Origin of the sequence: Alkalicoccus halolimnae, from assembly GCF_008014775.2 — a bacterium.
GTDB lineage: Bacteria > Bacillota > Bacilli > Bacillales > Salisediminibacteriaceae > Alkalicoccus > Alkalicoccus halolimnae.
In genome coordinates this window covers 442,254-459,661 of the sequence record NZ_CP144914.1, presented here as the reverse complement: position 1 = coordinate 459,661, position 17,408 = coordinate 442,254, and the positions used below count along the sequence as shown (strand labels likewise).

Below are 17,408 nucleotides of genomic sequence, written 5' to 3'. Positions count from 1 at the left end.
GACTGACAATTAAAAATGCTGCTTCTGTATGCAAGGGGAAATGCGTGCTTCTTATCCAGCGTATTCGATGGTAATGAAAATAAACATTTGACACAAGTGAAACTATATAGTTTAATATAAATTAAATAAAACATTCGAATGATATCGAATTCAGAACGGAGGCAATAGGATGGATCTTCATGTTCACGTATCGGAAGCGGTGGATCTCACGGCTTTTATGTTCAGCATTCATAATATGGGGCGGAAAGAGGACCAGGAACTGATCGAGCGGATGCTTCAGGATGACGAGGTGGAAAAAAAACTGAAGGAGATCCGCCGCGGACTTTCAGCTGAGGATCATGAAAAGCTGGACGTTTTTTTCAACGAGGACAGCTCCATCGCACCGGCGCTTCTGCCGGCCGTTATGAAAGGCCATCCTTCCCTCACGGCTGAAGGATTGATGAACAGGCTTCGCAGCATGGAGGAGAAAGAAGTCCGCAGGCATTTGTTCGGGAGAGGATTTGCCGATAATAAATACGACGGGCTCGATCCGAAGGCAGGGAAACGCTTCGTCGATAAGCTCGCTGTTCCAAAACAGGAAAAGTGGAAGCTTTACTACTACATGGACCGTCCGGAAGCGGTGAATGAAGAGCTGGCGGCACTGATAGAACACGTCTACCACTCCTTTTACAAACCGTTTCAACAGGAAGCAGCGGACGCGGCTCAAGCGTTTGCCGAGGAGCTCCGGGCTGCGCCGAACGACCCGGAGCATCCGGTCCGCAGGCTCGTCCGCGACTACATGGACACGGAGACGATCGAAGGGATCCACGTCTATCCCTCCTACTCGCTGAACATCGGTTTTATGCTTCAGGACCTGTCTGAGGAAAACGCGGTTCATCTCGCTATTGGACTGAAGCGTTTTTCCCTGATGGAATCGAAAATGAACGAAGAAGAGCTTTTCGGTCTTTTGAAGGTCCTCACCGATGAGCGGCGGTTCCGGCTTCTTAAACTTCTGAGAAAGCGGCCGCATTACGGCTACGAAATCGCCGAGGCACTCGGGGTGTCAAACTCCACCGTGTCACATCACCTGGCGATTCTGTTAAGCCACAAGTTTGTGAAATCCGAGCGGGCCGAGCACCGCGTCTATTATAAGGTGAATACCGAGGAGATCAAACGCGTCATGGGGCAGATGGAGCGGATGTTCGCCGAGTAAAAGGAGGAGAGAAGAATGACCGAAAAACAGGTGCCGTCCCTCTGGCACAACCAGGCGTTTGTGCTTTATTTTCTGACGCTTCTCGCCTCCGGGCTGAGCGTTGCCTTTTTCCTGTTTGCAGTCAACTGGTACGTCGTCGATTCGCTGGAGCTCGAAGCGATGCTCGGCATCGTCTTTTTTGCAACCTCCGTCCCGCGTCTCGTGTTTATGCTTCTAGGCGGTGTGATCGCCGACCGCGTGAACCGGGCCGTGATCATGCTTATATCCGACTTCACGAAAGCGGTGCTGCTGATCGCCCTCGTCGTTCTGCTCGTGTTCCAGCTCGTCAACATCTGGGTGCTCGTCATTCTTGCACTTTTCTTCGGTCTTCTGGACGCTTTTTTCTGGCCGGCAAGTCAGACGGTCCTTCCGGGAATCGTCTCGAAAAAGCAGCTTACGCGTGCTAATTCGGTGGCCCAACTGACGATGAACGCGACGTTAATTGCCGGACCGATGTTTGCCGGCTTTCTTATCGGTTTCGGGAGCTACGAGCTCATGTTTCTCCTCGTGTCCGTCATGCTTTTCGCCGCATCCGTCATCGACTGGATGCTGAAAAAAAGGCTCCCGGCAATTAAACCGGCGGAAGCAGGAGATTCCATCTGGAAATCGATAAAAAGCGGCTTTCTGTATGTGAAAAATTCGCCGTTTCTGACAACGCTCATGTTGACGTCCGTTTTTTTGAACCTGCTTTTAGTCGGACCACTCGTCATGGGACTGCCGATTTATGCCAATCTCGTTTTAGGTGGAGACGAACTTACGTACAGCTACTTGAATGCGACAAGCGGAGCCGGAATGCTCGCCGGGGCGCTTCTCGTCGGTGTGCTGAATATCCAGCGGAAGCGGGGGCTTGTTTCTGTTACGGGCATTCTCCTTCTCGCGCTCGCCTTTCTCGGTTTCGGCCTGATTCCGGATATGCTTTGGAGCCTCGTTTTTATTGCCTTGATCGGCGTGCTGCTTTCCATCATCGACATTCCGCTCATTTCCGCTATCCAGGCGAATACGGAGGAAGGCTACATCGGCCGCGTCATGAGCATGCTGTCTTTCGCTGCTCTCGGCCTCGTACCGGTAAGCTACCTGCTCACGTCTCTTCTACTCGCTGCCGGCCTCACGATCGATACGATCATGATCGGAGGCGGCGTGCTCATGAGCCTGCAGGCATTGGTTGTCGTCGGTTTTGCAAGGTCGATTCGGGAGGTAGACTGAAAAAAGAGAAAACCTTTTTTATTAAGCTGGTTTCGATAACAGGGCCTGCCCGCTGCTATTTCATAATGAAAACACCCCCCTGCTTTCTTTAGAAAACCGGGGGGATGTTCGTCGTTCCTCGTGTTTTATTTTTTCGATTTCTATTCAAACAAAACGCTGTGCTGCTTTCCTTGTTCGTTACTGGCATTATTCTCCTCATTGTGTACAGTTTTATCTTTATCTTGAACAATCCCGCCCGACCGCAGGGAGGAACGGATTAGCTAAGGCCGGCGAAAGCATCCCCATGGAAACGTAAGCGGCTGCTCACAGAAGCAGAGACTAATTATTAAGTTCAACATATATATTCATTTTATCCGTTTGGAAATTAACAGCAGGAATGTTATCTATTGACACAATAGTCTGAATACTATATGTTTAGCTAAGAACTTCGATTTCCAATAATAAACAAAAAGGGGACAGGTAGATGTCTTTAATTGAAATGGAACGTAAAGTGGACATAACTCGGGATAAATATGCTTTAGAAGAAGGGTATATTGATTCGTCCTTGGAAACTTCTCCGTGGATACCATTTTTGACTGATAACGTTTTTGTACGCTACTTAACTTTTGATATTCGAAATAATTCCACAGCAGTTAATCTTAAGATCGAAGGACCGGGCGGATTGGGTGTCCATCGTCACCGCGGACCTGTACAGGCAATGACATTAGAGGGAAGCTGGCGTTATGCTGAGTATGACTGGGTCTCTCAGGTGGGAGATTATGTTCGTGAAAGTCCCGGAAGAAGCCACACTTTAATGACGGATAATGGAGCCATAATTTTTTTCCAAGTACACGGGACGCTGGAATTCCTTGACGATGAGGAAAATACCAATCTTGTGGTCGACACATTTTGGATGATTAACCATTACGAGACGTATTGCCGGGAGAATGGTCTCCCTATTAATAAATCCTTATTTTTGTAAGCGCTTTAAAAAATGATTCAACTTAATAAATTTTCTTGAAAGAAGCATAAAATCCTTTCTTTATGCTTCTTTCTTTTTTATTTTGACAAAACTACTGCACCCTTACTATCCCGCTCCCTGAACTTGCGCCTGCCTGCTGATATACCGGGATTGATTTCACAAAGACTGCTGCCTTCATTCTGAAAAAGCGCTCGAATAATGAACCGTCCCCTGTGCGTTTCCCAGAGCATGTTCGGTTAATTCCAGAGCCATAAAGACTTCTTCCGGCACGTCAAACGGCGCGCGGATGTTCCACAGCTGAGCCTGGCGGAAGCCGAATTTCGGATAGTAGTCTTTGTGTCCCAGTACAATTACCGAATGCCAGCCGAGCTCTTTTGCTTTTTCCAGCGCTTCATGAATTAAGCGGCTGCCAATACCTTTTTTCTGATGCGCGGGGAGCACCGACATCGGAGCGAGCGCCAGGGATGCTGTCGTTTTATCCTCTCCTGTTATCGTTATCTCCGATAATAGAATGTGGCCTGTCATTTCCTTTTCGCTATCGAACGCAACGAGAGACAGCTCTGGTATAAAGGCTTCTGACTGTCTGATCCGCCTTACGAGCAGGTGCTCGGTCTGATCACTCCTCTCTTCCTTCAAAAAAGCCTCTCTAACCAGTTTTTCCGTTTTCTCATAGTCTTCGGGCCGTTCCTGTCTGATAAAAATATTCACGTCAACTCTCCTTTCTTAAGCCTGCATGCTTACCTGCCGTTTTCCTGTGAAAGCATGTGCGCCGCTGCTTCGTGCATCTCTTTTAATCCGGAGACCTCTGCATATTCCGCGACAGTAATGCCGCTCGTTGTCAGCAGTTCCTCTATATGCTCTTCCATTCCGGACCACGTTTTCCCCCCTGCCCGGGCATACGCATGCAGGAGCTCTGCCAGCCCTTCTTTTCCGAATATGAGGTAATGCGACAGGAAATCGGCCGACACGTCCCCTACAGCTGTTTCCGTCCAGTCGATCAGGCCTGTCACACGGCTGTTCTCATCAATAAGAATATGTCCCGGATGCAGGTCCCCGTGAAGGACACCTGCGTGAGCCGGCCAGATCGTATCATCAGCCAGCCACCTCTGCCAGCGCTCCCATAACGTTTCGTTGACGTCATAGATTTCCTTTACACGCGCCATCCGCTCCTTCATCGAAGACCGCAGGTTCCCGGCACTGGTCGTTTCTGCTCCGATCGGGTGAAATGCTTTGGGCGGAATCGCGTGTAAATCAGCGAGTGCGGTTCCGAGCGACTCGTAATAGCCGGCCGGGACATTCGTTTTATCCAGCTTCCACTCGTAGTCCTGCTTTTCCATATCAATCACAGCGGCGGGCACTCCGCTCAGCTCCCTGTAAGCAATAAGGTCTTCACTGAAAACGGACCAGAAGGGCACTTCAAATCTCACATGGCGCTGAATGATTTCGAGCGCTGCTTTTTCCTTTCCTGCATGCCTCATCGATTCCGGTCTCCGGGGAATGCGGAGGATCCATCTGTTTTTGTTCGGATCTTTCGCATAAGCGACAAGAAAGTCCACGCCCGACTCGTTCATAGTGATCGTCTCCTCTGAAATATGCAGGCCGTTCTTTTCTGCTAACTGTTTGATTTCTATAGTCTTCATTTTTTATTCCCTCCATCATTTAATTTTAAGCCCGGGCAGAATTACTGCTTTTTATATTCATGAATCAGTTTTACCTTTTTCTCCTGTATTTCGTAGACTTGATCTGCTGTTCGGTTAATAAACGCACGGTCATGACTCACCATCAACACCGTACCTTCATAATTTAAGAGCAGCGATTCCAGAGCTTTCCTGCTTCGGAGATCCAGGAAATTCTCCGGTTCATCTAAAATAAGCACGTTACAGGCACCGAGAAACAGCTGACAAAGCTTTAATCGTATAGATTCCCCGCCGCTCAGCTGGTCTATTTCTGTAAAAATGGTTTTATCCAGAAAAGAAACTTTAATATCGTTTAATTCCAAAACCAGCTTTTCCATTTCCTACACTCGCTTTTTATAAAATAGAAAGGAATGTAATCATAAAAAACCACAGGCAGCGGGCTGTCTGTGGGAAGAGTAAACGGAGATATTCTTTTGTCTTATCAAAAACCGTACGAAAAAAAGACAGATGTATATCTGCCTTTCTTCTCGTAAAAAGTATATACTTTCCCGTTGAAGATTGTTAAAAATGTGCAGATTACTCCCGTTTACTCTGCTTTATGAACACAGAGCCTTTGAACATATTCAGTTACTTATTGTTCAAAGTCCGGGACCAGATTCTTCCTGAATGCATCATTTTTAACAACCCTCCTTGTTTTAATGTCATTTAACTATATCCTACCTACAGGTAAAGATCAATATGATCAGCAGGAAAGCAGCGGCTGAAAGAACGTATTAAATAATGATCTTCTGTCGCCTGCATCTATACATCCTCCGCACTATTTATTTTTTCGAAACTGGAATCCTGATTTCGCAGGATACAGCAGGGGAAGTTAAGTCACTCGTCTTAATCGACAATATTTCCGGTCCCGCCACCGATTCATACCCGGAAGATGGGAACCATTCAGAATAGATTCTGCCCCATGTTTCCTGCAGAGTCTGTGGAAACGGTCCTTCTGATTCAAAAACGGCCCACGTGAAGGCAGGAACTTCAAGGCTGGAGAAGTTTTCTCCCGAATCCTTCGTTGTTGCTACGCCGATATATTGATCCAGTTCTCCCTGCTCCTCCATGCGTCCTTCAGAAAAATTGGCAGATGCCTGAATAATTCCTTCCGGCTCCACATTTGAAAGCTTTTCTAACTGCTCTCGTTTTTCCTTCGTTAATGATTTCCACATCGCCGTTATTTCCGGATTTTCCCCTTCAAAAATAATTGGCACCCTTTTCATTATTCCAACGATATGAAACGCATCTTTCTGCTCAATACGGTAATTCATTTCATTTCCTCCTTCTACTGATAATCGGAAGGTCATGGGGGGATAAGCCTTCAGCCTGCTGGCATCCTCTCTTGCTTCTGAAGGTGTCACGCCGTGCAGGTGAATAAATGCTCTTGTGAAAGCATCCGGCGATTGATATCCATACTTCAATGCCGCATCAATGACTTTGATCTTTTTATCCTTGAGTTCCAGAGCAGCCAGACTGAGCCGGCGGCGACGGATATATTCGGATAATGAGGTGCCGGCAAGAAAAGAAAAAATCCTTCTCAGGTGGTATTCCGAACAATGAGCGGTTCGTGCGGCCTTTTGAAAATCTATTTCTCCTGCCAGATTTTCTTCAATGTACTTCATAGCATCATTCATTTTCTGAAGCGAATCCACTTTATCCCTCCTTCTTTTTCAGCTTAGCAGGAAACGTTTTGATCCTCCCTGCACGTTGTGTTCTTTTCTGCAGGATTAAACTATTTGCCTGAAGGTTTATTCAGCCTTTATCCTTTTTCTTTCCCCTTGCAATTTCCGTATCGAGTGCGTCCAGCTTCGGTTCCCAGAAGGAACGGAAGCGGCTGAGCCACTCGTCCACTTCCCGAAGAGCCCGGCCGTCCACCGAATAAATGCGGCGGGCTCCATCGATTCGTACGCTGGCAAAACCGTTTTCGCGGAGGATACGCAGATGCTGCGAGACAGCCGCCTGCGTGATACCGAACTCGTGTTGAATCACTTCCACGATATTACCGGAACGCTGCTCGCCCGCCGCGAGCAGTTCCAGGATGCGGCGCCGCACCGGGTCACCGAGAACATCGAACGCATGCATCGTCAGCCCTCCTGAGTTTCTTCACCCGTATAAAACGCCGTTGTCTGTTCTGCCGCAGCTTTGGCCTGAGCAGGGTCTTCTCCAAAGGCAGCCGCGGCCCGGCCCCAGTCTTTACTGGAACCAATCATGAAGGCCTTTCCTTCCTCGGAAACCATCAGAGCGTGCCCGTCCGTACGATCAAAAGCAATATCCGCTAGGTGCGCCTCCAGACCAAGCAGACTCAAATCCCATCCGACACCAGCTGCTCCCGGTCCGAATTTCTCCCAGTGTTCATCTACCGGACAGAGGTGGGACAGGGAAAGCCGGGATCTCTTCTCCCCATCCCGGCTGATGCGGACTTCGATCCAGCTCATACCGCCTCCGAATTCCCACGTGGCCCCGAAAAACTCCGGCGGCTCGCATGCCGTGATCTTGCCATCTGCGTTTCCTTCAATCTGATATCGGCCCCCGAGCTGCAGCTCTCCGCTGACAGGAGCGAAAAACCGTTCGAGCCGCTCGGGATTTGTAACTGCATCCCACAGGTCCTCTGCCGTCGTATTGTATGACCGTTCCAGCGTAACACTGCGCAGCGTCTCCCCTTCCTTCTCAAGTTCCGACACACTGCGGGTTACCGCTCCCAGCGACGTTTCAAAATCAATTCCCGTTTCATGCGGCTTCATACGTACCATTCCTTTCTTGTGAAGTTTTATAAGTTTGTACTTATACAAGTATAATCTTATATAATGAAGAATCTGTCAATATTAAGAAAGACCTGTTTATAGAATGGCTGCATTGAAAATAAAGTATTGAAGCAATGAACGTGCGCTTTCGTTTCCATGGGGACGCTTTCCGGGCGGGCCGGCCTCAGCTATTCCCTTCCTCCCTGCGGTCGTGCGGAATGGATCTTCGGCTCGTCCTCCTTCGCCCCGGAGTCGCGCCATGTCCACTCCAGCTTACGGTAAAAAGATAGAGAAGTATCTGCCACCTACTAAAGAAGATCCTTTCTTGAACATCTTTCATACCACCTTTATAGATAGAAATTCTATTCTTGTAAAAGGGCATTTTCATGCTTCATGGTGTAAAAATATTTGCATAAGTGTCTCTGTTAAAGCTCCGTGTTGTTTTTGGCATGCCTGCGGCTCCTCCGCCTGCCTCGGAGAAAGCATGCGGCTTCCCTTGCGTCCGGGAGGATCTTCAGCTTAATTTCGCGAATGATAACCTTAAAAAAACTGGTCTTCAGACGGAACCCATTCTCCGGAAGTTTTCGATCCAGGACATCTTTCCCTTTCGAAAACGTCCACTCTTCCTCTTCTTAAAAAAACGACATAAAATTTACGTTAATCGTAATTATTATGATTTACAAACTGTTTAATAATCCGTATACTACTAATTATGCAGAACGTAATCGTTACGAAAGGGGTAAGACAAATGAAAAAAACATCTTTATCGATGATTGTGCTCTCCGCTGTTCTTCTTGCAGCGTGCGGAAGCAATGAAGATACGACAAATAATGAGGGCAACGCCGGAAACAATACAACTCCTGACGAACAGAACAATGAGGCGGAAGCCGCCGGTGACCAGGAGCCGGTTGTTGTTAAAACGACCCTCTTCCCTCTTCAGTACTTCGCAGAAGAAATCGGCGGAGATCATGTTGAGGTGGAAAATATCGTCCCAGTCGGTGTGGACGCCCATACGTTTGACCCCTCCTCCAGTCAGATGATTGAAATCGCAGAGGCTGATTTGTTCATTTATAACGGGGCAGGATTTGAAGGTTTTACAGAAAGTGTGCAGGAAGCGGTCAGCGGCCAGGACGTTGACATGGTGACAGCTTCAGAAGGTATCGAGCTGATTTCCTACAGTCACGGAATTGAAGACGATCACGGCGATGATAATAACCACGATGACGACCATGGTCACGATGATAATGACAACCATAATGACGCCAACGATCATGACAATAATAATCACAACGATGAAGAGGACCATGATCATGATGATAATAACAGCAATAATGACGAGCACGGACATGCCGAAGAAGATGCACATGTCTGGCTTGACCCGATGCGCGCAGCCGAACAGGCAGAAAATATTAAAAATGCGCTGAGCGAAGTCAATCCGGATGAAGCGGACACCTTTGAAGAAAACTATGAAGAGGTGCTTACGCAATTGGAAGAGCTGGATGAGCAGTTTACCGAGCTCTCTGAAAACATGTCGAACGACACTATCGTTGTCTCCCACGCAGGCTACGGCTACTGGGAAGAAGAATATGGCGTTCATCAGCTCGGTATTGCCGGGCTTTCCCCTTCCAACGAGCCTTCGATTCAGCAGTTAGAGGAAACGATGGCGTTTATGGATGAGAACGACATTAATTATGTTATGTTTGAGCAGAATATTCCTGAAAACATCACAGAAACAGTGCGTGAAGAAGTTGGTGCCGAGGCATTGGAGCTTCACAACCTGGAAGTACTCGTTGAAGAAGATGTGGAAAATGAGGAAACTTACTTCTCCCTGATGGAGCAGAATCTGGAAAGCCTGAATACCGCACTGCGGTAGGCTTTAAAAGGAGCTGACCCATAAGGACAGGGGCACGGCTTCGCACGGACAAAGTCCTGTTAGACAAATTCCTGTCTAACAGGCTTTTTAACAACTTATCCGGCTCCGCACTTGCTTTCCAGGCTGTCTCGATATATCTTTTGAGACAGCCTCTCCTTACATTTTATTTTCAGGCTGCCTTGAAAATAAAGCAGGGAAATGAATACTATAAAAGCCGGGTGGGCAGCATGACGTAATCACGCTGTCCACCCGGCTTTTCTGTTACAAGTCTTTTTGTGAAAATCTGTGGAAGAAATAGATACATGAGCCGCTGACGATCACGATCAAAATTGATGCCAGTGCAGCTTCATGAACCATCTCATCGTTGGCGAAACGGTAAGCCTGAGTGGCAAGTGTGGAAAAGTTAAACGGCTGCAGGAATAATGTCAGAGGAAGCTCTTTCAGGATATCGACAAATACGAGAATAAATCCTCCGAAGATAGCACCTCTCAAAAGAGGGATATCAACTTTAAAAAACGTTTTAATTGTCGAAAAGCCGAGTCCTCTTGAAGCCTCTGTAAAGGTTGTACCAATTTTTTCGAAACCCGCTTCTATAGCGTTATAGCCTACTGCCATAAATCGAATAATATAGGCGGAAATAAGCATCACGAGCGTAGTTCTTAATACAATTGCCCCGTCCAGATTCAGCAGAGAAGAGATCGAACCGAGGAAACCATCAATGGATATAAACAAAGTTATCACTGCAATGGCGATCGCTGCCCCAGGAATGGAATAACCGAGAATAATAACCCGTGATATAATTTTCGGGCCTAATCCCTTGTGAAGACGGGTATAATTGCCTACTATTAACGAAATAAAGACGATGATAACCGCCGTAATTGTTGCGACAAACACGGAATTGAATATGAGAGTAATAAACTCCATTGTGATTACTTTTTCATAAGTGAGCATCGCCCAGTAAGCCAGCTGCGCCATCGGAATGATAAAAGCCAGACTGAAGATGAAAAAGCAGTAAGAGAAAATCAGCCAGCCCTTTACTCCTTTTACCTCCTGCGGCTCCACAGGCCGAACGTTCGCAGAGGAGAAACTGTAATTTTTCTGGCCGCGGATGAGCCGCTCCAGAACAAGAATAATAATAACGAGAAACATGAGTATGCCCGCCAGTTTCATCGCAGAATCAAGGTCCTGCATCCCGTACCACGTTCTGAAAATGGCGGTACTGAACGTCTGGATACCGAAATAACTGACGACACCGTAGTCGTTAAGTACTTCCAGGATCACGAGAACTACTCCACCTACGATCGCCGCACGGGAAAGCGGCAGACCTGCTTTAAAAAAGGTATTAAAAGGGCCGCTCCCGAGAAGCCGTGCATCTTCAAAGAGGGAGGCTGACTGTCTCTCGAGAAATCCCTTTGTAATTACATACACGTATGGAAACAGAAACAGCGTAAAAATAAACACCGCTCCAGGGATATTCGTAATATCAAAGTACGCCTGGTTTACTTCTATATCGAATCTGTTTCTTAATGTGGCCTGAATGACCCCCGTGTAATTGACTATGCCGTGATAAGCATATGCCCCGATATAGGCCGGAATAGCCAACGGCAGAATAAGCGCCCATGAAAAGAAATTCTTCAGCGGGAAGCGGTAATTTGTGACAAGCCACGCTAAACTGGTTCCAATAATCATCGTCGCCGCAGCTGTAAAAACGATCAGCAGCACCGAGTTTGTAATATATTCCTGAAGCAGATAGTCTTTTATATGCTGCCAGTTTTCGTTGGCTTCTGTAAACAGGTTAAAGCCTATTAATAAATTTGGAATAATGATAATGGATATAAAAAACAGGCTCAATACTGTCCAGATGTCTAAATACTTTCGTAATCGTTTAATCCGTCCCATGATGACACACCCTTGATGAAAAATTCAATCAATCTATTCTATTCAGCAGTGGAAGAGATTGAACGCTCCCAAGGATTATACCGAAAATCATAGTCAAATGAAAGAAGTTACGTTCTGAGCAGTGGAAAAGAAATTTCCCTGTAAAATGGTATTCCCGCTTCACACGGACGAAAGCCTGTCAGACAAATTCCGTCTGACAGGCTTTTTTATCGTTTGTCCGGCTTTTTCGTGACTTCAGCCCGGCCTCCCAGTTCTTTTAAAGAGACCTTTTTAGACTATCTCTTACTGCCAGCCGACACGGTCGAATATACGGATCGCTTCCTGCTGGTTTTCACCTAGTACAGATAAGTTAATATCCTGTTCTTCGAATTCACCCCATGATTCCAGAAGCTCGGTCCACTCCACGTTTTCATTTACAGGGTATTCGTTATTTGCTTCAGCAAAACTTCCCTGGGCATCTTCACCTGAAAGAAATTCAATAAATTCCTGAGCATTTTCTTCGTTTTGTGAATGGTTCGTTACGCCGGCACCACTGATGTTAATATGTGTTCCTGTTGTATCCTGGTTAGGGAAGAATACGCCGACAGATTCTGCTACTTCCTGCTCTTCAGGATCTTCTGATTCGAGCATACCGCCGATATAATAAGTATTCATAATGGCAACGTCACCTTCACCAGCTACAATCGCTTTTGCCTGGTCACGATCCCCTCCCTGAGGATCTCTTGCCATATTGTCTACGATACCCTGCGCCCATTCTTCTGCTTCTTCTTCTCCATTTATCTCAATTAAAGAAGAAAGCAGCGAAATATTATACATATTGTCTGATGAACGAACCGCTATGCTGTCTTCCCACTCCGGTTCTGTAAGAGCTTCATACGTACTTAAATCTTCCGGATCCACCGTTTCTTCATTATAAACGATAACGCGGGCACGTTTCGTGAGGCCGAACCACTGATTATCAACATCACGAAGATTTTCCGGTACATTTTCGGTCAGTGTCTCACTCTCCACTTCCTGCAGTAATTCATTTTCTTTTGCTGTGTAGAGATTTCCCGCATCCGCAGTGATGAAGACATCAGCTTCTGTACTTTCGCCTTCTATATTGATACGCTCAATCAGTTCATCGCCTTCGCCTTCAATGACGTTGACTTCAATGCCGGTTTCTTCTGTGAACTGATCGTATAAATCCCGGTCGGTGTCATAGTGACGGCTCGTATAAAGATTCACTTCCCCTGCGTCACCATCTGCTGCATTCTCTTCATTGGCTGTTTCTTCCGTGTCTGCATTCTCTTCGCTTGCTTCTTCATCCGCTTCTGCATTTTCTTCACCGGATGCTTCTTCGTTGGACGCTTCATTGCCAGAGGTATTCTCAGAAGCTCCGTCGTTCTCTTCCGCCCCGTCATTACTTCCGCATGCTGCTATTGTAAATAACATTGGAGCCGCTACGCTGAATAAAAACACTTTCCTGTACTTTTTCATGCTGTTATTTCCCCCTAGTAGTATGTATGGTTTTAAAGCTGGATAATTGATAACGATTATCAATGAAGCTCTAAAAGCAATACTACTGCAAATGAGAATCATTGTCAATGAGATTTACAATCTTTATTAGATTAATGTTTTTTTATGTGAACCAATTTCGTGAGCCGCTGTGAGAAAAGGATTTCCGAACATGGAAATCCTTCACAACGTTCGGAAATAAACGTAGAACAGCTGCTTAAAAATGGATTTAATTTAGATATGGCTTCCCGAGCGGAAGTGACTCTGCCCGATGCAAAAGCATTCACGCCGGGAACCCGGCATGAATGCTTTTTTATCCTCCATCGAATTCTTCTTTTTCTCAGAAAATATCTCCCACAGAGTTTGGACTCTGCTGTTTTATGAAACAATACTGATTTTTTGGGCATATTAACATTGGAGCACCACCCACTCTTCTTTAGTTTTCCACATCCGGATTACCAGCCATCGGCTCATGCCGCTTCGTCGTGAAACGCAGAGCAGCGAGAACGACGATCGTAACGCCTGTAAAAACACCGAAAGCCGTAAACCCTTCTTCGAGGAAGAAAGAGCGGTACATCATAGCACCGAAAATCCCTCCGAAGATCGGACCGAAGATAGGAATCAGTGCGTATCCCCAGTTGGAATCGCGCTTGCCGGGGATGGGCAGGAGCATGTGGGCAATCCGCGGACCGAGGTCACGAGCCGGGTTGATGGCATAGCCCGTCGGTCCCCCGAGTGAAAGTCCAATCGCGGTAATCAGAAAACCGACGATCAGCGGATTCAGCCCTTCCGTAAATTCGTTGGCACCGATGCTGAGCAGTCCGCCGACAAGGACAGCGGTTCCGATAAATTCCGTCAAAAAATTGGAGAACCGGTTTGGAATCGCCGGATCTGTCGAGAAGACCCCCAGCTTTACATTAGCATCGGGGGTTTCTTTGAAATGATCCTTAAAATGGGCATAGACGATCATACCGCCGATCATCGCACCGAAAACCTGGGAGGCGATATAGCCCGGTACGAGGGCCCAGTCAAACTCCCCTACAGAGGCAAACCCAAGCGTCACGGCCGGATTGATGTGGGCCCCGGAGTACTGACCAACCGCATAGACCGCCATTGCTACGGCAAACCCCCACCCGAAAGCGACCACGATCCAGCCGCCTCCCTGAGCTTTTGATTTTTCCAAATTGACGTTTGCTACTACACCGCCGCCGAAAATGATCAGTATCATCGTCCCAATAATCTCTGCAATATACACCGACATTGCTATCTCCTCCTTCAGATTTGCGGCCGAGAGGCATTTTGGACATAAAAAACGCGCACAGCGGCAGATCCCAACTGAGGGACTGTCTTTCTGTGCGCGGCTCACTCCGTATCTCGGCCTGAATATTAACTTATTTATGAGACTATCATTTTTTGAAAACGGTGTCAAACGTACCATAGAACATGTCCTAAGACCTATTTTCACCGAAAAAACGGGGATTATCTTTTATACTTCGGAAGAACAGGACTAATATAGAGAGAAGAAAACATGCGATTCCCCTGACGTCCGGGAGGATCTCCACACATTCCGCAGACGTCTCAAAAAACTATATAAAGGAGGTTCTTTATGAACAATTATTCTCTTAATAAATCGTTTCGTTCGAATTACGGCGAAGTGAAGTATGGAATTTCCGGGGAGGGCCCTCCTTTAATATTAGTGCACGGCACGCCCTGGTCTTCCTTTAACTGGCGGCATATTATACCGGGTCTCAGCCAATGGTTTACCGTCTACTATTATGATCTGCCCGGCTACGGATTATCAGAAAAAGGGGAGAATGTTTCACTCGGCATACAGAATCAAGTCCTTCACGAGCTGCTTACCCATTGGAAAATGGAAAACCCTGTTATGATCGGTCATGATTTTGGAGGAACAACTGTGCTCCGCACCCATTTATTAAACAATTGGCCATTTAAGAAAATGATACTCATAGATCCAGTTGCTGTCGGACCATGGGGCTCCCCCTTCTTTTCTCATGTAAACGAGTATGAGAAGGCATTCCGCGGGATTCCTTCCTACATTCATGATTCGATCGTCTCTGCTTATGTGCAGAGTGCGATGTTTAAGGAGATGAACGCAGAGACGCTTAGCGGCATTAAAGCTCCTTGGTCAGGAAAAGAAGGACAGGCTGCTTTCTACCGGCAGATTGCCCAGGCAGACCAAACATTCACAGATGAAATAGAAGAAAGCTATCCTCACATCCAGGTGCCGGCTTTATTAATCTGGGGAGAGGAGGATACTTGGATTCCGATAGAGAAAGGCAGACAGCTGCATCAGGCGATCCCGGACTCGCTCTTTATTTCTGTGCCGGAAGCAGGTCACTTAGTACAGGAGGACCAGCCTGCCACTTTACTCGCTCACCTGCTCCGTTTCGCTTCGTCTTAAAATAAATACCTGCTCCTGCCAATTCCCGTTCGTTCTAAATTCGAGAATACTGTTCACTTCAGGCGGACACTTTCCGCAGGGCTGGTTTTAACCCCCTTCTGAATCCGTCAAGAATTTGCTCCATCCCACCGGACCTGCTCCCTTTCGCTTCAATCGACAGTTTGTTTTTACAAAATTTCCATTCTGAATTTATATAAGTTTCCATAAAACAAGAAAAAAGCAGGCACGATGACGACCTTATAAAGCGTCATCATGCCTGCTTTCGTAACACCAGGGAAAGAGTGTTATAACCCCTTCATGATTATGATTACCGGCTGTTGTCATGTCTGACACCGAATGGACTTCTTCATTTGCAAGGATTTTTCTACCTGCGCTGTCTTTTTCCACGCTTCTATTAAATAATTCTCCTCCTCCATAAGCTTTAAGGAAAATTAATTGTACCTTAATAAAACCTCCCTATAATAATAGTCAAACACCATTCATTTTATTAGAAGGACGTGATGGACCGTAGCACATATCCCTTTTTTCGCAATCATTAAACCGGGCAGCCTTCCGGAACGGATCACACAAGCCGGAACACGTTTATTATGATCGCCCGTATAAAAGCGGGAAGTCTTTCCGTTCGCAGTCAAGTTCGCATCATGGGAATCATCACAGCCCTCTCTCTACTGGGAGACGGACTGATGTATGTCATCCTGCCTTTATACTGGGAGGAGATGGGATTAACCGCGTACTGGCAGATCGGCGTGCTTCTCTCCGTCAATCGTTTTATCCGCATCCCGCTTAACCCGATTATCGCAAAGCTGTATCACCATATATCCTTTCGAATGGGGTTTGCTGCTGCCCTTTCACTTGCCGTACTGACAACGCTCGGATATGGCTGGCTGCAGGGCTTTGTTCTACTTTTTGCTGCCCGGTGTCTATGGGGAGCCGCCTGGACTTTCTTCAGACTGGGCGCTTATTTTGCGATCCCGCAGTGGTCCAACAATGAGGACAGGGGCTACCTTTTCGGCCTGCATAAAGGAATAACGAGAGTCGGCGCCCTCATTGGAATGGCAGCTGGAGCTTTGATGATCGAACCGTTCGGCATCACTTTTGTGCTTACCCTGTTTGCGGTATTAACGTTTGCAGTCTTTCCCTTTGTACTGCTGATGAACGGCCGCTTAACCGTATCTGAGAGCAGTTCCAGCAGTCCAGCAGAAGTACAAAAGGTCCCCGTTGAAAATAAGGCGGGACTTGCAGCTATTTTCGTTACCGCTGTCCTGCTTACAATTACCTTTGACGGCGTATTAAAATCGACCCTGCCTCTGCTCGTGGAAAATGTGCTGGACGGAAGTTTCGATGTCCTGTCCCTTTCCCTCGGCGCGGCAGCGGTCTCAAGCTTTCTTCAGTTATTCCGGGGACTTCTCGAGCCGATTTTATCCCCGCTGGCTGGAAGAATCATTGATCAGACACGGCGCAGATCCTTTCTTTTAGGCTCGTTTCTGATTACAGCTTCTCTTTCCAGTTTATTTTCCGGACTTGCCGATCAACTGATTACCTTTCTTTTAATCGTCGTCGTTCTCCAGCTCAGTGCTGTTTTTCTGGAAGTTTTTATTTTGACGAAAGCCGCTGACCAGCCTGATTCTTCATCGAGGGTGAAGGTGATGACGAACTTGTCCATACTGCAGGACATCGGTGCTGCTGCCGGCCCGTTCCTCGCCTACCTGCTCTTCGCCGTGCTGAACACAGCACAATTATATGCCCTCGTTGCGGCTATGCTGATAGTACCCGGCATCTTCTGGGTCACTCGAAAAAACAGCCGGTAATAAAATACGTAATATACGAAATGTATTATTTTCTTTAAAAAGCAGGCATCAGACTGGAATTGTTTTAAGAACTTCTGCTGGTTGAAAATAAATT

The 17,408-nt window shown here is 46.9% G+C and carries 15 protein-coding genes; 6 read left to right on the top strand and 9 right to left on the bottom strand.

Annotated features, from left to right (window positions below; genetic code table 11):
- Window positions 1–169: 169 nt before the first annotated feature.
- The 3 genes from FTX54_RS02070 to FTX54_RS02060 all read left to right on the top strand — a co-directional run bounded on the left by FTX54_RS02070 (window position 170) and on the right by FTX54_RS02060 (window position 3,395).
- A complete protein-coding gene (locus FTX54_RS02070) occupies window positions 170–1,192 on the top strand; it encodes an ArsR/SmtB family transcription factor (RefSeq protein WP_147803859.1) in 1,023 nt (340 codons plus the stop codon).
- Window positions 1,193–1,207: 15 nt separating this feature from the next.
- Window positions 1,208–2,434, top strand: a complete 1,227-nt coding sequence (locus FTX54_RS02065) for an MFS transporter (protein WP_147803858.1) — start codon at window positions 1,208–1,210, stop codon at window positions 2,432–2,434.
- 463 nt (window positions 2,435–2,897) lie between these two features.
- Window positions 2,898–3,395: a 2,4'-dihydroxyacetophenone dioxygenase family protein gene (locus FTX54_RS02060; RefSeq protein WP_147803857.1), complete on the top strand. Its 498-nt coding sequence runs from the start codon at window positions 2,898–2,900 to the stop codon at window positions 3,393–3,395.
- A gap of 174 nt (window positions 3,396–3,569) precedes the next feature.
- Here FTX54_RS02060 and FTX54_RS02055 read toward each other — a convergent pair whose 3' ends face one another.
- From FTX54_RS02055 to FTX54_RS02030, 6 genes are all read right to left on the bottom strand, one after another.
- On the bottom strand, window positions 3,570–4,103 hold the full coding sequence (locus FTX54_RS02055; RefSeq protein ID WP_147803856.1) for a GNAT family N-acetyltransferase: 534 nt from the start codon (window positions 4,101–4,103) through the stop codon (window positions 3,570–3,572).
- 29 nt (window positions 4,104–4,132) lie between these two features.
- Window positions 4,133–5,035 (bottom strand): macrolide 2'-phosphotransferase, encoded by a 903-nt coding sequence (locus FTX54_RS02050; protein ID WP_147803855.1) that lies wholly within the window; start codon window positions 5,033–5,035, stop codon window positions 4,133–4,135.
- Between the two features lie 41 nt (window positions 5,036–5,076).
- Window positions 5,077–5,409 carry an ATP-binding cassette domain-containing protein gene (locus FTX54_RS02045; protein WP_147803854.1) on the bottom strand — a complete coding sequence of 111 codons (333 nt, stop codon included), beginning with the start codon at window positions 5,407–5,409 and terminating at the stop codon, window positions 5,077–5,079.
- Between the two features lie 444 nt (window positions 5,410–5,853).
- The gene (locus FTX54_RS02040; RefSeq protein ID WP_147803853.1) at window positions 5,854–6,726 is read right to left on the bottom strand and encodes an AraC family transcriptional regulator; all 873 of its coding nucleotides are present in this window, start codon (window positions 6,724–6,726) and stop codon (window positions 5,854–5,856) included.
- A 100-nt stretch (window positions 6,727–6,826) separates the two neighbouring features.
- Window positions 6,827–7,156, bottom strand: coding sequence for an ArsR/SmtB family transcription factor (locus FTX54_RS02035; protein ID WP_147803852.1), 330 nt, complete (start codon window positions 7,154–7,156; stop codon window positions 6,827–6,829).
- A gap of 2 nt (window positions 7,157–7,158) precedes the next feature.
- Window positions 7,159–7,815 (bottom strand): SRPBCC family protein, encoded by a 657-nt coding sequence (locus FTX54_RS02030; protein WP_147803851.1) that lies wholly within the window; start codon window positions 7,813–7,815, stop codon window positions 7,159–7,161.
- A gap of 748 nt (window positions 7,816–8,563) precedes the next feature.
- Here FTX54_RS02030 and FTX54_RS02025 point away from each other — a divergent pair.
- On the top strand, window positions 8,564–9,688 hold the full coding sequence (locus FTX54_RS02025) for a metal ABC transporter solute-binding protein, Zn/Mn family (RefSeq protein WP_147803850.1): 1,125 nt from the start codon (window positions 8,564–8,566) through the stop codon (window positions 9,686–9,688).
- Window positions 9,689–9,949: 261 nt separating this feature from the next.
- On the opposite strand, the gene FTX54_RS02020 is transcribed toward FTX54_RS02025, so the two are convergent.
- The 3 genes from FTX54_RS02020 to FTX54_RS02010 form a co-directional block, all read right to left on the bottom strand.
- Window positions 9,950–11,587 (bottom strand): ABC transporter permease, encoded by a 1,638-nt coding sequence (locus tag FTX54_RS02020; protein ID WP_147803849.1) that lies wholly within the window; start codon window positions 11,585–11,587, stop codon window positions 9,950–9,952.
- A 282-nt stretch (window positions 11,588–11,869) separates the two neighbouring features.
- Window positions 11,870–13,066, bottom strand: a complete 1,197-nt coding sequence (locus tag FTX54_RS02015) for a Fe(3+) ABC transporter substrate-binding protein (protein WP_246125630.1) — start codon at window positions 13,064–13,066, stop codon at window positions 11,870–11,872.
- A gap of 454 nt (window positions 13,067–13,520) precedes the next feature.
- The gene (locus FTX54_RS02010) at window positions 13,521–14,345 is read right to left on the bottom strand and encodes an MIP/aquaporin family protein (RefSeq protein WP_147803848.1); all 825 of its coding nucleotides are present in this window, start codon (window positions 14,343–14,345) and stop codon (window positions 13,521–13,523) included.
- A 345-nt stretch (window positions 14,346–14,690) separates the two neighbouring features.
- Here FTX54_RS02010 and FTX54_RS02005 point away from each other — a divergent pair, with 345 nt between their 5' ends.
- Together FTX54_RS02005 and FTX54_RS02000 are read left to right on the top strand one after the other, a co-directional pair.
- Window positions 14,691–15,506, top strand: coding sequence for an alpha/beta fold hydrolase (locus tag FTX54_RS02005; RefSeq protein WP_147803847.1), 816 nt, complete (start codon window positions 14,691–14,693; stop codon window positions 15,504–15,506).
- Window positions 15,507–16,093: 587 nt separating this feature from the next.
- Window positions 16,094–17,314, top strand: coding sequence for an MFS transporter (locus FTX54_RS02000; RefSeq protein ID WP_147803846.1), 1,221 nt, complete (start codon window positions 16,094–16,096; stop codon window positions 17,312–17,314).
- Window positions 17,315–17,408: the final 94 nt, after the last annotated feature.

Bases quoted from the DNA above. Each gene is read 5' to 3' on its own strand.
- FTX54_RS02060 (WP_147803857.1), top strand. From the start codon at position 2,898: ATGTCTTTAATTGAAATGGAACGTAAAGTGGACATAACTCGGGATAAA.
- FTX54_RS02035 (WP_147803852.1), bottom strand. From the start codon at position 7,156: ATGCATGCGTTCGATGTTCTCGGTGACCCGGTGCGGCGCCGCATCCTG.
- FTX54_RS02070 (WP_147803859.1), top strand. From the start codon at position 170: ATGGATCTTCATGTTCACGTATCGGAAGCGGTGGATCTCACGGCTTTT.
- FTX54_RS02065 (WP_147803858.1), top strand. From the start codon at position 1,208: ATGACCGAAAAACAGGTGCCGTCCCTCTGGCACAACCAGGCGTTTGTG.
- FTX54_RS02025 (WP_147803850.1), top strand. From the start codon at position 8,564: ATGAAAAAAACATCTTTATCGATGATTGTGCTCTCCGCTGTTCTTCTT.
- FTX54_RS02050 (WP_147803855.1), bottom strand. From the start codon at position 5,035: ATGAAGACTATAGAAATCAAACAGTTAGCAGAAAAGAACGGCCTGCAT.
- FTX54_RS02015 (WP_246125630.1), bottom strand. From the start codon at position 13,066: ATGAAAAAGTACAGGAAAGTGTTTTTATTCAGCGTAGCGGCTCCAATG.
- FTX54_RS02045 (WP_147803854.1), bottom strand. From the start codon at position 5,409: ATGGAAAAGCTGGTTTTGGAATTAAACGATATTAAAGTTTCTTTTCTG.
- FTX54_RS02020 (WP_147803849.1), bottom strand. From the start codon at position 11,587: ATGGGACGGATTAAACGATTACGAAAGTATTTAGACATCTGGACAGTA.
- FTX54_RS02030 (WP_147803851.1), bottom strand. From the start codon at position 7,815: ATGAAGCCGCATGAAACGGGAATTGATTTTGAAACGTCGCTGGGAGCG.
- FTX54_RS02010 (WP_147803848.1), bottom strand. From the start codon at position 14,345: ATGTCGGTGTATATTGCAGAGATTATTGGGACGATGATACTGATCATT.
- FTX54_RS02000 (WP_147803846.1), top strand. From the start codon at position 16,094: ATGATCGCCCGTATAAAAGCGGGAAGTCTTTCCGTTCGCAGTCAAGTT.
- FTX54_RS02005 (WP_147803847.1), top strand. From the start codon at position 14,691: ATGAACAATTATTCTCTTAATAAATCGTTTCGTTCGAATTACGGCGAA.